We start from the raw sequence: 18,276 nt of genomic DNA, 5'->3' as shown, positions 1-18,276 counted from the left end.
GGCGCGGGCCGGGAGGGGCGGTCGACGGGCGGTCGGCGGCTGCCGACCGGGGTGACCGGCGTCCGCTCGTGACGCGCGGTGTGCGGCCGGGCCGGGTGGTGCGGTATCCCGGTGGCGGTGGCCGTGCCGGTCGTCGTACGTCCGGCGAACCCGGCGGTGGTGCTGACCGAGTCGCGGACCGGCTGCCGGGCCGGAGCGGTCGGGACCGCCCGGCGCCCGGCGGAGGCCCGACGCCAGCGCATCCAGGCGGACCCGACAAAGGCCTCGGCCATGGCGATCGCCGGCTCGAACCAGGGCAGCGACAGCAGGACCAGCAGGCCCGCCGCCCAGCCCAGCAGCACATCACTGACCCAGTGGGTGCCGAGGTAGATGGTGGTGAAGCCGACGCCCAGCGCGAGCAGCGCGGCGATCACCGAAGAGACCCGGCGGACCACCGGCGTGGAGGCCAGATAGGCCAGAACGCCCCAGGTCACGACGGCATTTGCGGTGTGGCCCGAAGGAAATATATCGCCGCCGGCGAAGAGCTCGGGCGAGCCCACGGTGGTCGCGTAGTGCGGGCCCAGTCGGCCGAGGCCGACCTTGACCGCGCCCACGGTGACGTTCAGCAGGAGCAGCGAGGCGCCCAGGACCAGCAGCGGACGGAGGGTCCGCTGACGCCACGAGCGCCAGCCCAGCCAGGCGGCGACTATCACGGCGGTCGGCCCGCGCTGCCCCAGGACCACGAAGTAGTCCAGAAAAGCGTGGATCTGCGGCCACTGCTTGTACGGCCGGTACATCATGACCTGCCAGTCGAGTGTGACCAGCTTGGACGAGGTCACGACGGCAACGACGATCGTCACGTAGGCGACAACGGTCGTGCCGAACAACCAGGCACGCGTTCGGCTCATCCGCAGCGGAACGCGGTCGCGTGGTCGCTCCTCTGCCTCAGCGAGCTTCTCTTCGGTGCGCACTCAATCGACGTTACAGCGTGTGATGGGGAAGTCCGGTCGATCCAGCTGCTTTGTAATGACGATGTGATGTGGGGTGTGTCTCGTTCTGTGCGAGGTGGCCAGGATTCGACGCAATGCGGGAAGGCGCGGGCTTTTATGTTCGAGTGAACTCGGTGATGCACGGGTCTCTTATTTTTTATTGACGTCCTCGTTTCTCGGCTATTTACCCTGGCGTTCCGCCCGGTTCACGGGGGACCCGAGCCGTTGAGCCAGAGCGCCCCGTACGCCGCCGACGCCAGAGCCACCGCGACCAGCAGTGACGCCGCCCTCGCCCGCCGCCATCGGGTCAGCGCCACGGCCACCGGAAGCAACAGGGTGAACGCCGGCAAAAGCAGCCGGGGCCGGGATCCGAAGTACCCCGAGCCGGTCAGGGCCAGCGCCACCACCACACCGCCGTACACCAGCAACGGCAGCGGCTGGCCCTGCCGTACGCAGCGCACGTACAGCCAGCCGATCAGCGCCACCGCAGCGCACAGACCCACTCCGGCGAGGAACACCGGGCCGGTCAGGTTCTTCCAGACGAAGCCGGCGAAGGCCACGCCGCCGTCGAAGCCGTTGCCCCACTGGGCCTGGATGCCCGGGTAGCCGGTGGGGCTGCCGGTGCGCACGCCCACCCAGGCCACGTACCCGAGCCAGCCCAGCGGCGAGACCAGCACCGCGAACAGGGTGCGCCGGTGTCCCCGCCAGAGCTCCCGGAACCCGGGCCACGGGACGAGCGTGACCGCCGCCCCCGCCCAGATCGCCGCCACCACCGCCAGCCCTACCGGCCGCGTCAGCCCCGCCAGCACCGCCAATGTCCCCGCCCACACCCAGCGGCCGGTCAGCACCGCGTACAGGCTCCAGACGGCCAGCGCCGTGAAGAGCGACTCGGTGTACGCCATCGACTGGACGATCCCCACCGGCAGCACCGCCCACAGCGCGGCCAGCACGACGCCCGTACGACGGTCGTGGAGCAGGGCGCCGATCGCGTACAGGCCCCAGGCGGCGAAGAGCGAGGCGAGCCAGCTCACCGCCAGCCCGGCGTCCTGGGGGGCCAGCGGGGTGAGCGCGGCGAGGGTGTGCTCCAGGCCCGGCAGCAGCGGGAAGAAGGCGAGGCTGGAGTGGACCCCGCCGTCGGCCAGGTGGGCGGTGTAGCCGTACCCCTGCTCGGCGACGCGGGTGTACCAGAGCGAGTCCCAGCGGGCGGAGAGCAACTGGTGGGGGCTCTTGCCCTCCGCCGCGCTCCAGGCGGCCAGCACCGCCAGGCCCAGCAGCCGCACCCCGGCGAAGACCAGAAGGGCGGGAGCGGCCAGGCGCAGGGCACTCCTGGGCGGGGACTGGCCCGGTGCGGAGGCTGCGGTGTCGGTGGCGAGTGCGGTCACCGGCCCGATTATCCGGCAAGGCCGCACAGCGACCGGCTCCATACCCACAGAACACCCACAGAACGTGACACGGGCCACGCCCGGGAGCCGGAGCTTCGCGTACGCTGTGCTCTTCACTCGCCTACGTCGCTGGGCACCACGGGACCGTCCCCCACTGCCCCGCCCAGCGCTGCCCGCGAGCGCACCGCTGGGAGGTACCTACATGACAGGGACGACCTTTGCCGGCAACGTGAGGCCGGCGGACGTCCCACGGCAGCACAACCGGCCCGCAAACCGCTGGACCGTCCTCGTCGTCCTCTGCCTCAGCCTGCTGCTCGTCGCTCTCGACGCCACTGTGCTGCACGTCGCGGTTCCGGCCGTCACCAAGGACCTGCACCCCGGCGCGATAGAGCTGCTGTGGATCGTCGACGTCTACCCCCTCGTTGCGGCCTCCCTCCTGATCCTCTTCGGCACCCTCGGCGACCGTGTCGGCCGTCGCCGCGTGCTGCTGCTCGGCTACGGGCTGTTCGCCGTCGCCTCCGCCATCGCCGCCTGCGCGCCCAACGCGCACGTCCTCATCGGGGCCCGCGCGCTGCTCGGGGTCGGCGGCGCGATGATCATGCCGGCCACCCTGTCGATCCTCCGCCAGGTCTTCCCCGACCGCCGCGAGCGCGCCGTCGCGATCGGCGTGTGGAGCGCCGTCGCCGCTGTCGGCGCCGCCGTCGGGCCGGTCCTCGGCGGCTTCCTCGTCGAGCACTTCTGGTGGGGCTCGGTCTTCCTCATCAACATCCCGCTGCTCGCGGTCATCGTGCCCATCGGCCGCTGGTTGCTCCCCGAGTCCCGGGGCAGCCGCAACGGCCCCTGGGACGTACTCGGCGCGCTCATGGCCGCCTTCGGTGTGCTCGGCACGGTCCTGGGCGTCAAGCGGATCGGCGGCCACGAAGGGCTGCTCGACGTCGGCACGTTCGTCCCACTGCTGGTCGGCGTGGCGCTGCTGGTGCTGTTCGTGCGGCGGCAGCGCAGGCGGGAGTTCCCGCTGATCGACATGAGCATGTTCTCAAGGCCGGCCTTCAGCATCTCCGTGGGCTGCATCGTGCTGGCCATGCTCGCGCTGGTAGGCCTGGAGCTGATCGCCGTCCAGTACCTGCAACTCGTGCTCGGCCTCAGCCCGCTGGAGACCGGCCTGCGGCTGCTCCCGCTCACCTTCGCCGCCATGGGCGCCGGGCTCTTCGGCTCCCGCCTGCTCCACCGCTTCGGCCCACGCCTCATGGTCAGCCTCGGCTTCGTCCTCACCGCCGTTGCCGTCTTCGGCCTGACTTTCATGGGCCAGCACGACCGGCCGTGGCTGCTCACGACGGGCTTCGTACTATTGGGCTTCGGCCTGGAGACCACTCTCTTCGGCGCGTACGAGTCCATGCTGAGCGAAGCCCCCGCCGCGCAGGCCGGCGGCGCCGCCGCCATCGGCGAGACCTCGTACCAGCTCGGCGCCGGCATAGGCATCGCCCTGCTCGGCAGCGTCATGAACGCTGCTTACGGGCCGGGCGTCTCGCGGGTGCCCGGCGTGCCCTCGGCGGCCTCCGCCAACGCCGGCAAGTCCCTCGGCGAGGCCTACGAGGTCTCCGACCGCCTAGGCGGCTCCGCCGGCGCGGCCCTGCGGCACGCCGCCCGGCACTCGTTCGTCCACGGCCTGCACATAACGCTGCTGGTCAGTGCCGGACTGCTGCTGCTCGGCGCGCTGGCCGCGCTGCGGCTGCCGCGCGTGATGGAGTGCGGCGTCGACGCCTCGGCTGCGGCCACCACGGTCGACATACCCGCTCAGGTCCCGGTCGGCCTTTACGCGGAGAAGGCGCGCACGTAGCGTCTGGCCATGTCTTCCGCGTCCTTCGCTTTCGACCCGCACGATCCGCTCGGCCTCGACGACCTCCTCAGTGACGAGGACCTCGCCGTCCGGGACACCGTCCGACGCTGGGCCGACGACCGAGTCCTGCCGTACGTCTCCGACTGGTACGAGCGCGGCGAACTCCCCGCCATCCGCGACCTCGCCCGTGAACTCGGGTCGATCGGCGCGCTCGGCATGTCCCTCACCGGCTACGGCTGCGCCGGCGCCAGCGCGGTGCAGTACGGCCTGGCCTGCCTGGAGTTGGAGGCCGCCGACTCCGGCATCCGCTCCCTGGTGTCCGTACAGGGATCGCTCGCCATGTACGCCATCCACCGCTTCGGCTCCGAGGAGCAGCGGCTGGAATGGCTCCCCAGGATGGCCTCGGGCGAGGTCATCGGCTGCTTCGGCCTCACCGAGCCCGACCACGGCTCCGACCCGGCCGGCATGCGGACGTACGCGAAGCGGGAAGGTTCGGACTGGGTACTCAGCGGCCGCAAGATGTGGATCACCAACGGCTCGGTGGCCGGTGTCGCCGTCGTCTGGGCCCGCGCCGACGAGGGCATCCGGGGCTTCGTCGTCCCGACGGACGCGGCCGGCTTCTCGGCGCCCGAGATCAAGCACAAGTGGTCGCTGCGGGCCTCGGTGACCAGCGAACTCGTCCTGGACGACGTCCGGCTGCCCGGCGACGCTGTGCTGCCCGAGGTCGTCGGCCTCAAGGGACCGCTCAGCTGCCTCAGTCACGCCCGGTACGGAATCGTGTGGGGCTCGATGGGCGCCGCGCGCAGCTGCTTCGAGGCGGCGCTCGCCTATGCCACGACCCGCGAGCAGTTCGGGCGCCCCATCGGCGGCTTCCAGCTCACCCAGGCCAAGCTCGCCGACATGGCCGTCGAGCTCCACAAGGGCATCCTGCTCGCCCACCACCTCGGCCGCCGCATGGACGCCGGGCGGCTGCGTCCGGAGCAGATCAGCTTCGGCAAGCTCAACAATGTGCGCGAGGCAATCGAGATCTGCCGGACGGCGCGGACGATTCTCGGGGCGAACGGAATTTCGCTGGAGTACCCGGTGATGCGGCACGCGACGAACCTGGAATCCGTGCTCACGTACGAGGGCACAGTGGAAATGCACCAGCTCGTGCTCGGCAAGGCCCTCACCGGACTGGACGCCTTCCGCTGACCGCTGCGCCGTCGGCGGCTGAGGCTTCGTTGCGCCTGCGGCGGGCTTCTCCCGCAACCAGCCACCGGGCCGGGGCATGGCGGCCCCGGCGCCGGAGGCGTCAGCTCTGGTTGAAGAAGCCGTCGCCGCCGTGCTTCGGATCGGCGTTGACGACCGTGTAGTCCGCCGGGGTGAGCAGGAAGACCCGGGTGGCGACGCGCTCGATGGAGCCGCGAAGCCCGAAGGTCAGCCCGGCTGCGAAGTCCACGACGCGCTTGGCGTCGTTGGGCTCCATACCCGTGAGGTTGACGATGACGGGGACGCCGTCGCGGAAGAGCTCGCCGATGCCGCGGGCGTCCCGGAAGCCGTCCGGGGTGACCGTGGCGATACGGCGCCCCTGATCCTCGGCGGAGTCGGCGGCCACCCGGATCCGGGGGTCGGTGACCCAGGACTCGTTCTGGCCGGCGCCCTCGCCGTAGTCGGCGTAGTCCTCGTCGTAGTAGTTCTCGCCGCCGTTGTCGTCGACGAGGCCCAGCCAGGCAGTCGCCTTTCGAACCGAACCCATTGGACGCCTCCTCTCACCCGCGGTCTGTGCTGTCCGCAACACTATGGTCGTCCATGATGCGGATGTTGCGCCAAGGGGATAGCCCCCGCGCGGGGGATTCGTGACAGACCTGGTGCAGAAAATAGTGCTGAATGGTCAGTCGCCGCTAGGGAACGGGTTGCTGACGGTACGCCAAAGCATTTTCCCCCGGGAGAGTGGCCTACGTCGGCCGGAAGGCCGTACGCCGGTACGACAAGTTCACTGGGTCGTACCCGAGAAGCGGCGCACGAACCCGTCGGCGCCAAGGACGGTGAAGTCGTACGACCCGCCCGTCAGCTCCGTATCCCAGGTGTACGCCGCCGTGGCGCCCGGCGCGACCGTGAAGGGCGTGCCGCGGAAGGGGAAATGCGTACGAGGGAAAACCGTGTAGTGGAAGGCGACCGAGCCCGCATTTGTCAGGGTGCAGGTGACTATGCCGGTGGCCCGGTCGACCGTGATTTCCGCACCCGGCGCATAGGGCAGCGGGCGGCGCGGGCGGTCGCCGGGCTCCTGGTCCGGCAGGGCCTGAACGGAATCCGGGGGGACGGGCACGGGCAGCGGGACGGCCGGGAGGGAGACGGCGGCGTCGGCCTGCCTGACCAGGGCCTTGGTGTCGGGGAGCTCCGGGACCGTGAAGTCGGGCCGGTTGAAGTCGAAGCAGCTGGTCAGGTCGCCGCAGACGGCGCGGCGCCAGGCGGAGATGTTGGGCTCGGCGACGCCGGTGACCAGCTCCAGAAAACGCAGCACGGAGGTGTGGTCGAAGACCTGCGAGTTGACCCAGCCGCCGCGCGACCAGGGGGAGATCACCCACAGCGGGACGCGGTTGCCGAGCCCGATCGGGCGGCCGTCCACGAACTCGTCCGGTGTGCCGGCCGGCGGGAAGGGCGGGACGACGTGGTCGAACCAGCCGTCGTTCTCGTCGTACATCAGCAGGAAGACGGTGTGCCGCCACACCTCGGGGTTGGCGAAGAGCGACTGGAGCGCGGTGTTGACCCAGTCGGCGCCGTAGGCGGGGCTGGCAGCGGGGTGCTCGCAATAAAGGAAGGGGGAGACCAGCCAGGAGACGGCCGGGAGGGTGCCGTCCTTGCAGTGCTGGTCGAAGGCGGTGAGGTCCCAGCGGGTCATCGCGTTGAGATGGCGGGGGTCGTCGGGCGGGAAGCTGTGGAACTGCCGGAAGTAGGACAGCCCGTTGCAGTCGTAGTCGCCCTCGCGCACGTCCTCGCCGTCCGGATTGTGGTAGACACGCCAGCTCACGCCCGCTTCGTGCAGCCGCTCGGCATACGTCGTCCAGTCGGCCAGCGGATTACCGGTGACGACGGAGTTGTCGGTGAAGGGGCCCGAGGTGCCGGACCACAGGAAGAGCCGGTTGGGGTCGGTCGGGCCCGCCTGGGAGCAGAAGTAGGCGTCGCAGGTGGTGAAGGCGTCGGAGAGGGCGTACTGGTAGGGGATGTCCTCACGGGTGAAGTAGCCCATGGTGCGCGGGCCCTTGGCGGCCACCCAGCCGTTCATGGCGCCGTCGTTGATGGCCTGGTGACCGGTGTCCCAGTCGTGCGGGAGCTCTTCGGCGTGTTGGGCGCTGTAGCGGGTGGAGTCCAGGCGGTACGGCAGCAGATGGCCCCCGGGGGACGGCTGGCGGAAGACGCTGCCGCCGTCCGGGAAGACCAGGGCCTCCCGGTCGGCGAAGCCGCGTACGCCGCCGAGCGTCCCCAGGTAGTGGTCGAAGCTGCGGTTCTCCTGCATCAGGATCACCACATGGCGGACGTCCTCGAGGCTCACCTGACGACCACCAGGGAGCGCAGCAGTTCGGGGTCGGCCTGGTGGAGGCTGTCGAGGACGATGCGGCCGGGAGCGGGGTCGATCGGCACCATCGAGGGGACGACGAGGACCGGGCAGCCCGCCGCTTCGGCCGAGGCGACGCCGGTGGGGGTGTCCTCGACGGCGACGCAGCGGTCCGCACGCGCGCCGAGGAGACGGACGGCGGCGAGGTAGGGATCGGGATCAGGCTTGGTGCGCACGGTGTCGTCGGCGGACACCGACACCGTGAAGTACTGCGGCCCCAGGACGCCCAGGACCAGGTCGACGACCCGGCGTGGGGAGGCCGAGACCAGCGCGGTGGTGATCCCGGCGGCGAGGAGGGCCTCCAGGAGGGCCACCGCCCCGGGCCGGGGGACGACATCCTGGGCCACCAGCTCGGCGAAGCGGGCGTCGAGCTGGTCGGCCAGGTCGAGCGGCACGTTCCCGGAGGCCGTACGCGCCAGATGGGCGGCGGTATGGCCGACGGAGCGGCCGAGCACGTCAGGGATGTCCGCGGCGGTGAGATCCCGGCCGAGCCGGGCGGCCGCTTCGGCCGCCGCCTGCCACCACACTCCCTCTGTGTCGACGAGCGTGCCGTCCATGTCGAAGAGGACGGCATCGAGGTGTGCGGGCAGGACGGATCGGGGAGACAACGCTTTCTCGCTCCTTGTTGCTTACGTGCGGGGGGGACGGGGGCGCGAGGGGTCAGGCGGTCCTGTCGTCGACCAGGACCGGGCGGTCGGGCAGCCCGACCGTGACGGCGGCACCGGCCGGCAGCTCGGGCGCGCGGTGGCTGGGCACGTCGGCCTTGAGGGTGGTGCCGTCGGCCAGCGCGAGGGTGAGCCGGGTGACGGCGCCGTGGAAGGAGGCGGTGACGACGCGCGCGTCGCCGCCCGGCGTGACGTCCAGGGCCTCGGGGCGGACCAGGGCGTCAACGCCGGTGTCGGGCCGGGCCTCGCCGCGCGACGGCAGCCGGCGGCCGAGGACCTCGACGGTGCCGTCGTTGCCGGTCCGGCCGGGGATCCGGTTCATGGTGCCGACGAACTCGGCGACGAACGCGGTGGCCGGGGTGTCGTACAGCTCGGCCGGAGGCGCGCACTGCTCAAGGCGTCCGCCGTGCATGACGGCGACCCGATCGGCGGTGGACAGCGCCTCCTCCTGGTCGTGGGTGACGAAGAGCGTGGTGATGCCCAACTCCAGCTGCAGCCGGCGGATCTCGTCCCGCAGCGTGACCCGGACCTTGGCGTCCAGCGCCGACAGCGGCTCGTCCAGCAGCAGCACCTTCGGCTCCAGCGCCAGCGCCCGGGCCAGCGCGATGCGCTGCTGCTGGCCGCCGGAGAGCTGGTGCGGGAAACGGTCGCCGTGCTCGGGCAGGCCGACCAGTTCGAGGAGTTCCGTTGCCCGCTTGCGGCGTGCGGCAGTCCCGACGCCGCGCATCCGCAGGCCGAAGGCGACGTTGTCGGCGGCGCTGAGGTGCGGGAAGAGGCTGTACGACTGGAAGACCATCCCGGCGTTGCGGCGGTGGGCCGGAACGCCGGTGACGTCCTCACCGTCGACGAGCACCTGGCCGGCGTCCGGCTGCTCGAAGCCGGCGACGATCCGCAGGGCGGTGGTCTTGCCGCAGCCGGACGGGCCGAGCAGGGCGACGAGTTCGCCGGGCCGAATGGTCAGGTCGAGGCCGTCGAGGGCGGTGGTGGTACCGAAGACGCGGCGCAGGCCGCGGAATTCCACGGTGGCCCCGCCCGCGTCGCGGACGGCGCTGGCTTCGGTGGCGGTGGCGGTCACGAGGTCTCCTTGACCTTGAGCTTGCGGGAGGACGTACGGAAGGACGGGCCGCGCCCCGCGGCGGCCAGGATCAGCAGCAGCACCCAGGTCAGCACCAGGCTCAGCACGGACACGGCCACCGACATCTGCGCCTGGCTGCCGCCGATGCCCACGATCCACACCGCGAAGGGCGTGAAGCCGAGGATCGAGGCGACCGTGTACTCGCCGAGCACCAGCGCCAGGGTCAGGAAGGCCGTGTTCAGCAGCGCCCCCCGCAGGTTCGGCAGTACGACCCGCAGCACCGCCCGCGCCGGGCTTGCACCGCAGTTGCGGGCGGCCTCGACGAGGGTCACCAGGTCGAGGGCGCGCAGCCCGGCGTCCAGGGTGCGGTAGGCGAGCGGCAGTGCCATCAGGACGTATGCCAGGACCAGGACCACGGGGAAGGAGGGGTTCTGAATCTGCAGGATGGTCTCGTACAGCGGGGTGCGGGCCAGCGTGGTCGGCCCCCAGCGCAGGACCGAGACGATGCCGGCGGTGAGCGCCACGGCGGGCACCACCAGCGGCAGCGAGCAGACGATCTCGATGAGGGTACGCAGCCGGGGAGCCGACAGCCGGACGGCGATCATGGCCGGGACGAGCAGGAGCAGGACCACGACGATGGTGGCGACGGCCAGTTCGAGGGTGAGGCGGAGGCTGGACAGGAAGCCGGCGGCGCCCAGGATGCCGGTGTATGCGCTGAGCGTGAAGCCCTGGTTGGGGACGTCGACGGTGAAGATGACGGAGACGACGAGCGGGCCGAGGAAGTACAGCCCGGCGACGACCGCGACGATGCCCCGCCAGTAGCGGGGGCGGTTCTTCGGCTTCGCGGTGGTCGCGGTTATCGCAGCCATCGGGCGCTCCTTCGCTGCAGCGGGACGTAGACCGCCATCACCAGGCCGGCGATCAGGATCATGTCGAGGCTCAGCGCGAGCGCGACATTGCCCTGCCCGACCAGCACATTGCCGGAGAGCGCGTCGGCGATCTGCAGGGTGATCAGCGGCACCGAGCTGCCGACCATGGCGGCGGCGGTGGCGTAGGCGGCGAAGGCGCTGCCGAAGAGCAGCACGAAGCCGCCGAGGAGGGAGGGAGCGAGAACTGGCAGCGCGACGTGCAGCCAGTACTGGCGGGCGGTCGCACCGTTGTTCTGCGCGGCCTCGCGCCACTGGACGCGCAGGCCCTCCAGGGCGGGGGTGATGGTGAGCACCATCAGCGGGACGAGGAAGTAGAGGTAGACCAGGGTGAGTCCGGAGAAGGTGTAGAGGCTCCAGCCGTGGTCGCCGAGGTGGAAGAGCTTGGTCAGCTCACCGGAGTTGCCGAGGGTGGCGACGAAGGCGAAGGCGAGCGGTACGCCGCCGAAGTTGGCGAGGACGCCGGAGGCGGCGAGTACGGCTTCGCGCAGTGCGCGGAAGCGGGAGGTGACCACCGCCTGGGCGAGCGGCAGTCCGAGGACGACGCCGAGCAGGGCGGTGAGCGCGGACAGCTTGACGCTGCCCATGAGAGCGGTGAAATAGGCCCCGTGGACGGACAGGCTGAGGTTGCCGGTGGTCCACTGGGCGCCGCCGGGGGCGTCGTCGGTGGTGGTGAAGGCGCCGATGGCGATGGCGAGGGCGGGCAGGCCGAAGGCCACTGCGATGAAGAGCAGCAGCGGCAGGACGGCGAGCCAGCCGCCTGGCTTGCGACGCCACATGGAGGGGGCGGACGGGGCGGACGGGGGCGCGAGGGCGGTCCCCGCGCCGCCGCCGAGGTCATCGGCGGCGGCAGGGGACGGCGTCGCGGCGGAAGCCGTGGTCATGGTCGCTGACCTCAGCCGGCCACGGCCTTGGACCAGCCGTCGGTCACGACCTTCTGGGCCTTGTCCGACTGGGCCTGGGTGGGGAACTGCGCGGTGCCGGAGACGGTCGGGAGCTTGGCGGCGGCGGTGGCGTCGAGGGTGCCGGCCGTCTTGAGGGCGTCCATCAGGACCGGGCGGGCGTAGCCCTGGAGCCACAGGTTCTGGCCCTCGGCGCTGTAGAGGTACTCCTCCCACAGGCGCGCGGCGGCCGGGTGCGGGGCCGTCTTGTTGATCGCCTGCGAGTAGTACTGGGCGTAGAGGCCGTCGGACGGGACGGAGACCTTCCAGTCGACGCCCTTGCTCTTGAACTCGGTGGCGTAGCCCGCGTTGAGGTAGTCCCAGTCGATGCTGATCGGCGTCTCGCCGCTTTCGACGGTCGCCGGGGTGGACTCGACGGGGTTGTAGTTGCCGTTCTTCTTCAGCTTGCCGAAGAAGTCCAGGCCGGGCTGGATGTTGTCCAGCGAACCGCCGTTGGCGAGCGCGGCCGCGAAGACGCCGCCGAAGGCGGAGCCGGACTTGGTCGGGTTGCCGTTGAGGGCGACCTGGCCCTTGTACTGCGGCTTGAGGAGGTCGGCGAAGGTCGTGGGACAGGTCTTGACCTTCTTGGCGTCGCAGCCGATGGAGATGTAGCCGCCGTAGTCGTTGTACCAGCGGGCCTGGCTGTCCTTCTGGGCGGCCGGGATCTTGGTGTAGTCCGCCACCTTGTACGGGGCGAGCAGGCCCTGGCTCGCGGCGCTCAGGGCGAAGGTGCTGCCGAGGTCGACGACGTCCGGGGCGCGGTCCTGGCCCTTGCGGGAGGTGATGGCGTTCACCTCGTCCTGGCTGGAACCGGACGGGTTCTCGCTGGTGATCTTGATGCCGGGGTACTTCTTCTGGAACCCGGCTATGACCGCGCCGTAGTTGGCCCAGTCCGGCGGGAGGGCGATGACGTGCAGGGCGCCCTCCTTCTTGGCCGCGGTGGCGAGAGCGTCCAGGCCACCGACGCCGGCGGCAGAGGTTGCCGTCGCTGCGCTGCTGGTCGAGGTGTTGGTGCTGGGCGCCGCACCGCAGGCGCTGAGGGCAAGCGCGGAGGCGACGAGCGTGGCGGCGATGGCTGCGACGCGGGGGACGGTCACGAGAGCTCCTGTACGAGCGAAGGGCGGAGGAGGTGGATAAACCCAAGTTGGCTGTACAACTTAGGGACAGTACGACGGAGCCAGGTGACGGGGAAGTAAACAGACAGGGATTTCTGAGCGGCGCGGATGGGAAAGATCCGGCCATTTCGCCGACCGGGTAGGGTCGGCGGCGCAGATGACCAGTGGGAAGACGGGTGGGGCAGGCGTGGGCGGCACCGGACAGCCGAAGGATCCGAAGGCGCCGCAGACGCTGTACCGCAAGGTCGCGGCCGACCTGAGAGACGCCATAGCGGCGGGAGCGTACGGTTCCGGGGCCCGGCTGCCCGCGGAGGGTGCCCTCGCCGAACGCTACGAAGTCTCCCGCGGCACCATCCGCCAGGCCCTCGCCCTCCTGCGCGCCGATGGCCTCGTCACCTCCCGCCGCGGCACCCGCCGGGTCGTCCTCAGCGACACCCGCGTCCAGAGCTTCGCCGAGCTCACCAGCTTCGCCCGCTGGGCCCGTTCCATCGGCGAGGAGCCCGGCGGCCGCACCATCGCGGTCGTACGAGAGCCCGGCCGGCCGCTGGAGTGCGAGCAACTGCGCCTGGAGAGCGAGGCGTACGTCTACCGGGTGCTGCGGCTGCGTACGCTCTCGGGGCGGCCGGTGATGGTCGAGCGGGCCGTCTACCCGGAGTGGGTAGGGGAGTTGGTCGAGCGCTTCCCGCGCGAGGCCGACTCGCACAGCACCTTGCTGGAGGGCCACGGCGTGCTCTTCACGGACGCCGACCACACGATCGACCTGGCCCCGGCCGATACCGAGGACGCCGTCCTGCTGGAATGCGGGGTCGGCGACGCGCTGCTGCGCGAGCGCCGCCGCTCGACCGATTCGACCGGCACACCGGTGGAGTGGTCCGACGACCGCTATCTGCCGGGCACGGTCGCCTTCACGGTGCACAACTCGACGGCGTCGACGGCTCTTTCGCGGCGCACGTCGCAGTAGACCGCGACGGATGAGAAAAACGGGTGGGACAAGGTGGTGAGGGAGGGAGTCATGCGTGTGTGAAGGCGGAGAAAGAAGCCATCAGGCAACCGCGGGGCGCGAGAGGCGCGCGGCGAGCTACCGGGTCAGGGGCGACACGACGACGACCACACTCGACCGAAGTCGATGTGGTCGCGGGTGACCAGCTGACAAGTACGCATGGCGACAGTGGAACAGTACAGCGCGCTCCCGTCAACACCACGTGAGACGCGCCGCAGAGCATCTGGACGTGCTTGACAGCGGGTGATGCCCTGGGCTTAGCCTCATGGCAGGTCGCCGCTGCGGCCCGCCGCGTTGAGGGACGCGGCTGTGTGCAGGCAAGACCCGTGATCAATCTGTGCATCCACGGAGCCTCCGCATGCCTGCATCCTCGTCCGCGTCTTCTTCCGCTTCTTCCGCGTTTCCACCACCGACTTCGCCGCCTTCACTCGTGATCGTCGGCGCCGGCCCGCGTGGCACCGGTCTCCTGGAGCGCATCGCCGCCAACGCCGCCGAGCTGTACGACGGCGGCCGCCTGGACATCCACCTCGTGGACCCCTTCCCGCCCGGCGGCGGGCGGGTGTGGCGGCACGAGCAGTCACCGTTGCTGTGGATGAACTCCATGGCGGAGGACGTGACGATGTTCACCGACGCGTCCGTGGAGTCGGAGGGCCCCATACGCCCCGGCCCGTCTCTCGCGGAGTGGTCGGCGCGGATCAGGAGCGGCGAGCTCGCGATCACCGGTTTCGACGGCCAACTCGACGCCGAGGCACGTGACCTGACGTCGCAGAGCTTCGCGAGCAGGCGGCTGCAGAGCGCGTACATGCGGTGGGTCTACGAGCAGGCCACCGCCGCGCTCCCGCCCGGGATCGCCGTGCACCTCCACCCCCACCGGGCGGTCCGGGTGACCGGCTCCCGCGAGGGGCGGCAGAGCGTGTGGCTGGAGGGCCGCGCCGAGCCGGTGACCGGGGATCTCGTCGTGCTGGCGCTCGGCCATCTGGACGCCGAGCCGGACGCAGAGCAGCGGGGCCTGGCGGCGTTCGCGGCGGAGCACGGGCTGGTGCATCTGCCGCCGGAGTTCACGGCGGACAGCGATCTGTCGGTGCTGGCCCCCGGCGAGCCGGTGATCGTACGGGGCTTCGGGCTGGCCTTCGTGGACCTCATGGTGCTGCTCACCGAGGGCCGGGGCGGGCGGTACGAGGAGGACGGCGCCAGCGGCGAGCTGACGTACCACCCGTCCGGGCAGGAGCCCGTGCTGCACATCGGCTCGCGGCGCGGCGTGCCGTACCGCTCCAAGATCGGCTACGCCTGGAGCGGCGAACGCCCGCCGCTGCCCCGGTACTTCGGCCCGGCGCAGGTGGACGAGCTGCTGGCCCGGCCCGGGCGGCCGGACTTCCGACGGGAGATCTGGCCGCTGATCGCCAAGGAGCTGGGCTTCGCCCACTACCACGAGCTGTTCAGCGCCCACCCGGAGCGTACGACCCTCACCTGGCCGGAGTTCGACGCCCGGTACGCCGCCGCCGACCCCGGCAGCGCCGAGCTGCACGCCCTGGTCGCCGCCGCCGTGCCCGATCCCGCCGACCGGCTGGACCTGGCGGCGCTGGACCAGCCGCTGGCGGGGGTGCGCTTCGGCGACTTCGACCTGCTGCAGGAAGGCCTGCGCCACCACATCACCGCCGACCTCGCCCGCCGCCATGACCCGGCCTACAGCCCCGACTTGGCCGTTTTCCTCGGGCTGCTGTCGGTGTACGGGCAGATGCTGCGGCTCGGCGACATCGGGGAGTGGTGGCACGGCTTCTTCAGCTATGTCGCGTCAGGCCCGCCGGGGCCCCGCCTGCGGCAACTCCTCGCGCTGTCCAAGGCGGGGGTCGTCCGCTTCCTCGGGGCGGACACGTCGGTCGCCGCCGACCCCGTGCTCGGCGTCTTCCGGGCCAGCAGCCCGAGCGTGCCCGGCGCGAGCGTCGAGGCGCAGGCGCTGGTCGAGGCCCGGCTGCCCGGCCCGACCGTGGACCGTACCCGGGACCCGCTGCTGCGCTCGCTGCACGAGCAGTACGGGGAGGACGGGGCCGGCGTGACCTCCACCCAGGCCGGGCTGGTGGCCGTCACCGCCGAGGACGGCCGGGTCATCGACCGCTCCGGCCGCCCGCACCCGCGCCGCTTCGCACTCGGCCCGCACACCGACGCCCGGTCCGCCGGCGCCTTCACCCGCCCGGGCACCAACGGCCCGGCCTTCCGGCAGAACGACGCGACCGCCCGCGCCCTGCTGACCTTCCTGCGCGCGGCGTCCTCCTGTACCGGCTGTACCGGCGCGCTCAGCGCCTGAGCGCCCCGCCGCACTCTCTCGCTTCCGTGGAGCCGGCACAGCTCGCCGAACGCGGCGCCCTGGACTTCGTCACCCTTGACGACTCCCTCGCGCCGCCGCAGGACGGCGCCGGCCGGCTCGACGCGCTCGCCGTACTCACCCGGGTCGCCCCGGTCACCGACCGGATCGGCCTGGTACCGACCGTCACCACCACCCACACCGAGCCGTTCCACGTGTCGGCCGCCCTCGCCACCCTCGACTGGGTGAGCGGGGGCCGGGCCGGCTGGACCGTCGACGTGTCCACCACCGGGGCCGAGGCCCGGCACTTCGGCCGCCGTCCGGTCGCCGTACGGGCCGTTGTCGCTGACCGGCACCTTCTGGCTGGTCGACGCGGTGGACGGCCGCATCGAGGGCGTGCCGGGCCACTGGGCCGAGGCCCCCGACGGAGAGACGGTGATCCTGACCGAACGACAGGCCCTCACCAGCTGAGGCGGCGTCACCGGACAGCGTCCCCAGGGGATTCCAGTTCCCCCGGGGGCGTTGTTTCGTGTTGATGACGCGGCCGAAAGTCGCCCTTGTGTCTTCCTTTGGTGGTCTGAATACTCCCGCCCAAGCGCTTTGTCAGGGGCACGTATGCCTTGTCTCTGTCTGCTCCACGACTCCAACCCACGGGAGGCACGAGTGAGACTCAAGCGCACCACCCCCACGACCCCCCGAAACACCTTCGCGAGACGCGCGCGGCTGATCGCCGTGGCATCCGGCCTGCTGGCGGTCACCGCGCTCACCCTGCCCGCCGCCCAGGCTGCCCCGGCCGCCAAGGCCTCGCCCGGCGCCGCGGCCGACCTCGCCACGTCCCTCGGATCCACCGTCACCGCCGGCTCGTACTACGACGTCAAGGCCAAGGCCACCGTCGTCAACGTCACCACCGCCGCCGCCGCCCAGACCGTCCGCGCCGCGGGCGCCGTACCCCGGCTGGTCACGTACAGCTCCGCCCAGCTCGCCAAGGCGGGCGACGCCGCAAGGGCCGCCGACATCGGCGGCACGGCCTGGGGTGTCAACCCCCGGACGAACAAGCTCGAGATCAGCGCGGACAGCACTGTCTCGCGCGCCGAGCTGGCCACGCTGGCGTCCACCACCGCCTCCTACGGCAGCGCGGTGAGCATCCAGCGGGTCTCCGGGAAGTTCAGCAGGCTGATCACCGGTGGCAGTGCCATCTACGGTGGCCAGTACCGGTGTTCGCTGGGCTTCAATGTCGTCAGCGGCAGTACGTACTACTTCCTGACCGCCGGTCACTGTGGCCAGGTCGCGTCGACCTGGTACTCCAACTCCGGTCACACGACGACGCTGGGCACCAACGTCAGCTACAGCTTCCCGACCAACGACTACGCGCTGGTCAAGTACTCCAACACTTCAATCACCAAGACCGGCGGCGCCGGGAACACCGACATCACCAGCTCGGCCAACGCCTACGTCGGCGAGTCGGTGCTGCGCTCCGGTTCCACCACCGGAATCCACTCCGGCTCGGTCACCGGGCTCAACGCCACCGTCAACTACGGCGGCGGTGACGTCGTCTACCAGATGATCCGCACCAATGTGTGCGCCGAGGGCGGCGACTCCGGCGGTCCGCTCTACACCTCCGGCGGCATCGCTCTCGGTCTGACGTCGGGCGGCAGTGGCAACTGCACCTCCGGCGGCACGACCTACTTCCAGCCGGTCGTCGAAGCCCTGAACAACTACGGGGTGAGCGTCTACTGACAGGTCTGCTGATACGCCCACTGGCAACGGCCTGACGGACGCCGCGCCCGACCGCCCCCTCCGGGCGGCTGGGCGCGGCGTCTTTCCTGTGGCCCTCTTGTGCGCCTCCCGGAAGGTCGCGATACTCCTGGAGTGCTTGTCAGGGACATGACCTAGAAGGTCTGTTTTCCTGCCTGCGCCTCACGGACCCGCACCCAAGGGACCTCTCCACCCCCCACAGGAGGAAACAAGTGAGGAACACGCGCACTACCAACCCCCACAGCGGCATCGCGAGACGAGCCCGGCTGATCGCCGTCGCCGCCACTGGCCTGCTGGCCGCCACCGCGCTCGCCACGCCCAGCGCCCAGGCCGCCCCCACGGTCCAGGCACGCTCACAGGCGGCCGTCGACATTGCCAGGACGCTCGGCTCCGGCGCCACCGCCGGCTCGTACTACGACACCGAGGCCAAGACCTTCGTCGTCAACATCACCGACGCCTCCGACGCCTCGGCCGTACGCGCCTCCGGCGCCGTCCCCAAGGTCGTCAAGTACAGCACCGCCCAGCTCAACAAGGCCGGCGACGCCACCAAGGCCGCCGACATCGGCGGCACCGCCTGGGCCGTGCACCCGACAACCGACCAGCTCGTCGTCACCGCCGACTCCACCGTCACCAAGGCCGAACTGGCCAAGCTGAAGAAGGCCACCGCTTCCTATGGCGACGCGGTCGTCATCAAGCGCAGCTCCGGTACCTTCAACAA

General features: G+C 71.1%; 16 protein-coding genes and 1 pseudogene. 8 read left to right on the top strand and 9 right to left on the bottom strand.

Going from position 1 to position 18,276, the window contains the following annotated elements; translation table 11 throughout:
• Positions 1-950, bottom strand: a 950-nt coding sequence (locus EFK10_RS44845) for a phosphatase PAP2 family protein (RefSeq protein WP_240677861.1), incomplete at its 3' end; no start/stop codon positions are given.
• Positions 951-1,174: 224 nt separating this feature from the next.
• Positions 1,175-2,350, bottom strand: coding sequence for a mannosyltransferase family protein (locus EFK10_RS44840; protein WP_240677860.1), 1,176 nt, complete (start codon positions 2,348-2,350; stop codon positions 1,175-1,177).
• Positions 2,351-2,552: 202 nt separating this feature from the next.
• Between EFK10_RS44840 and EFK10_RS44835 the strand changes: the two genes are divergently transcribed.
• Positions 2,553-4,187 (top strand): MFS transporter, encoded by a 1,635-nt coding sequence (locus tag EFK10_RS44835; RefSeq protein WP_127361391.1) that lies wholly within the window; start codon positions 2,553-2,555, stop codon positions 4,185-4,187.
• Between the two features lie 9 nt (positions 4,188-4,196).
• Positions 4,197-5,381: an acyl-CoA dehydrogenase family protein gene (locus tag EFK10_RS44830; protein WP_127361390.1), complete on the top strand. Its 1,185-nt coding sequence runs from the start codon at positions 4,197-4,199 to the stop codon at positions 5,379-5,381.
• Between the two features lie 100 nt (positions 5,382-5,481).
• Here EFK10_RS44830 and EFK10_RS44825 read toward each other — a convergent pair whose 3' ends face one another.
• From EFK10_RS44825 to EFK10_RS44795, 7 genes are all read right to left on the bottom strand, one after another.
• Positions 5,482-5,925, bottom strand: a complete 444-nt coding sequence (locus tag EFK10_RS44825) for a cell division protein SepF (RefSeq protein ID WP_127361389.1) — start codon at positions 5,923-5,925, stop codon at positions 5,482-5,484.
• Positions 5,926-6,162: 237 nt separating this feature from the next.
• A complete protein-coding gene (locus tag EFK10_RS44820) occupies positions 6,163-7,719 on the bottom strand; it encodes a phosphocholine-specific phospholipase C (protein ID WP_206305836.1) in 1,557 nt (518 codons plus the stop codon).
• Positions 7,716-8,390 carry an HAD family hydrolase gene (locus EFK10_RS44815; protein WP_127361387.1) on the bottom strand — a complete coding sequence of 225 codons (675 nt, stop codon included), beginning with the start codon at positions 8,388-8,390 and terminating at the stop codon, positions 7,716-7,718. The genes EFK10_RS44820 and EFK10_RS44815 overlap by 4 nt, the downstream gene beginning before the upstream one ends.
• 52 nt (positions 8,391-8,442) lie before the next feature.
• Entirely contained in the window at positions 8,443-9,522 is a 1,080-nt protein-coding gene (locus tag EFK10_RS44810; RefSeq protein WP_127361386.1) for an ABC transporter ATP-binding protein, read from the bottom strand.
• Entirely contained in the window at positions 9,519-10,391 is an 873-nt protein-coding gene (locus EFK10_RS44805) for an ABC transporter permease (protein ID WP_127361385.1), read from the bottom strand. The genes EFK10_RS44810 and EFK10_RS44805 overlap by 4 nt, the downstream gene beginning before the upstream one ends.
• Positions 10,379-11,227 carry an ABC transporter permease gene (locus EFK10_RS44800; RefSeq protein WP_127361393.1) on the bottom strand — a complete coding sequence of 283 codons (849 nt, stop codon included), beginning with the start codon at positions 11,225-11,227 and terminating at the stop codon, positions 10,379-10,381. The genes EFK10_RS44805 and EFK10_RS44800 overlap by 13 nt, the downstream gene beginning before the upstream one ends.
• A gap of 116 nt (positions 11,228-11,343) precedes the next feature.
• On the bottom strand, positions 11,344-12,486 hold the full coding sequence (locus EFK10_RS44795) for an ABC transporter substrate-binding protein (protein ID WP_127361384.1): 1,143 nt from the start codon (positions 12,484-12,486) through the stop codon (positions 11,344-11,346).
• A 205-nt stretch (positions 12,487-12,691) separates the two neighbouring features.
• Here EFK10_RS44795 and EFK10_RS44790 point away from each other — a divergent pair, with 205 nt between their 5' ends.
• From EFK10_RS44790 to EFK10_RS44770, 6 genes and pseudogenes are all read left to right on the top strand, one after another.
• Positions 12,692-13,465 carry a GntR family transcriptional regulator gene (locus tag EFK10_RS44790; RefSeq protein ID WP_240677859.1) on the top strand — a complete coding sequence of 258 codons (774 nt, stop codon included), beginning with the start codon at positions 12,692-12,694 and terminating at the stop codon, positions 13,463-13,465.
• A 397-nt stretch (positions 13,466-13,862) separates the two neighbouring features.
• Positions 13,863-15,806: an FAD/NAD(P)-binding protein gene (locus tag EFK10_RS44785; RefSeq protein WP_127361382.1), complete on the top strand. Its 1,944-nt coding sequence runs from the start codon at positions 13,863-13,865 to the stop codon at positions 15,804-15,806.
• Positions 15,782-16,132: pseudogene (locus EFK10_RS44780) on the top strand (LLM class flavin-dependent oxidoreductase); the annotation flags it as partial. The gene EFK10_RS44785 and the pseudogene EFK10_RS44780, both read left to right, overlap by 25 nt.
• Positions 16,133-16,142: 10 nt before the next feature.
• Positions 16,143-16,274, top strand: coding sequence for a hypothetical protein (locus EFK10_RS52450; RefSeq protein WP_265737607.1), 132 nt, complete (start codon positions 16,143-16,145; stop codon positions 16,272-16,274).
• A gap of 192 nt (positions 16,275-16,466) precedes the next feature.
• Entirely contained in the window at positions 16,467-17,540 is a 1,074-nt protein-coding gene (locus EFK10_RS44775) for a S1 family peptidase (RefSeq protein WP_240677858.1), read from the top strand.
• 230 nt (positions 17,541-17,770) lie between these two features.
• Positions 17,771-18,276, top strand: a 506-nt coding sequence (locus tag EFK10_RS44770; protein WP_206305835.1) for an alpha-lytic protease prodomain-containing protein, incomplete at its 3' end; no start/stop codon positions are given.

The sequence above is a fragment of the Streptomyces soli genome (assembly GCF_003999195.1).
Lineage (GTDB): Bacteria > Actinomycetota > Actinomycetes > Streptomycetales > Streptomycetaceae > Actinacidiphila > Actinacidiphila soli.
The sequence above is the reverse complement of the archived record's forward strand: the minus strand, read 5'-3'. Positions and strand labels throughout refer to the sequence as shown.

Excerpts from the sequence above, each read along its gene's own strand:
- EFK10_RS44805 (WP_127361385.1), bottom strand. The coding sequence starts at position 10,391 with ATGGCTGCGATAACCGCGACCACCGCGAAGCCGAAGAACCGCCCCCGC.
- EFK10_RS44825 (WP_127361389.1), bottom strand. The coding sequence starts at position 5,925 with ATGGGTTCGGTTCGAAAGGCGACTGCCTGGCTGGGCCTCGTCGACGAC.
- EFK10_RS44800 (WP_127361393.1), bottom strand. The coding sequence starts at position 11,227 with ATGTGGCGTCGCAAGCCAGGCGGCTGGCTCGCCGTCCTGCCGCTGCTG.
- EFK10_RS44785 (WP_127361382.1), top strand. The coding sequence starts at position 13,863 with ATGCCTGCATCCTCGTCCGCGTCTTCTTCCGCTTCTTCCGCGTTTCCA.
- EFK10_RS44830 (WP_127361390.1), top strand. The coding sequence starts at position 4,197 with ATGTCTTCCGCGTCCTTCGCTTTCGACCCGCACGATCCGCTCGGCCTC.
- EFK10_RS44835 (WP_127361391.1), top strand. The coding sequence starts at position 2,553 with ATGACAGGGACGACCTTTGCCGGCAACGTGAGGCCGGCGGACGTCCCA.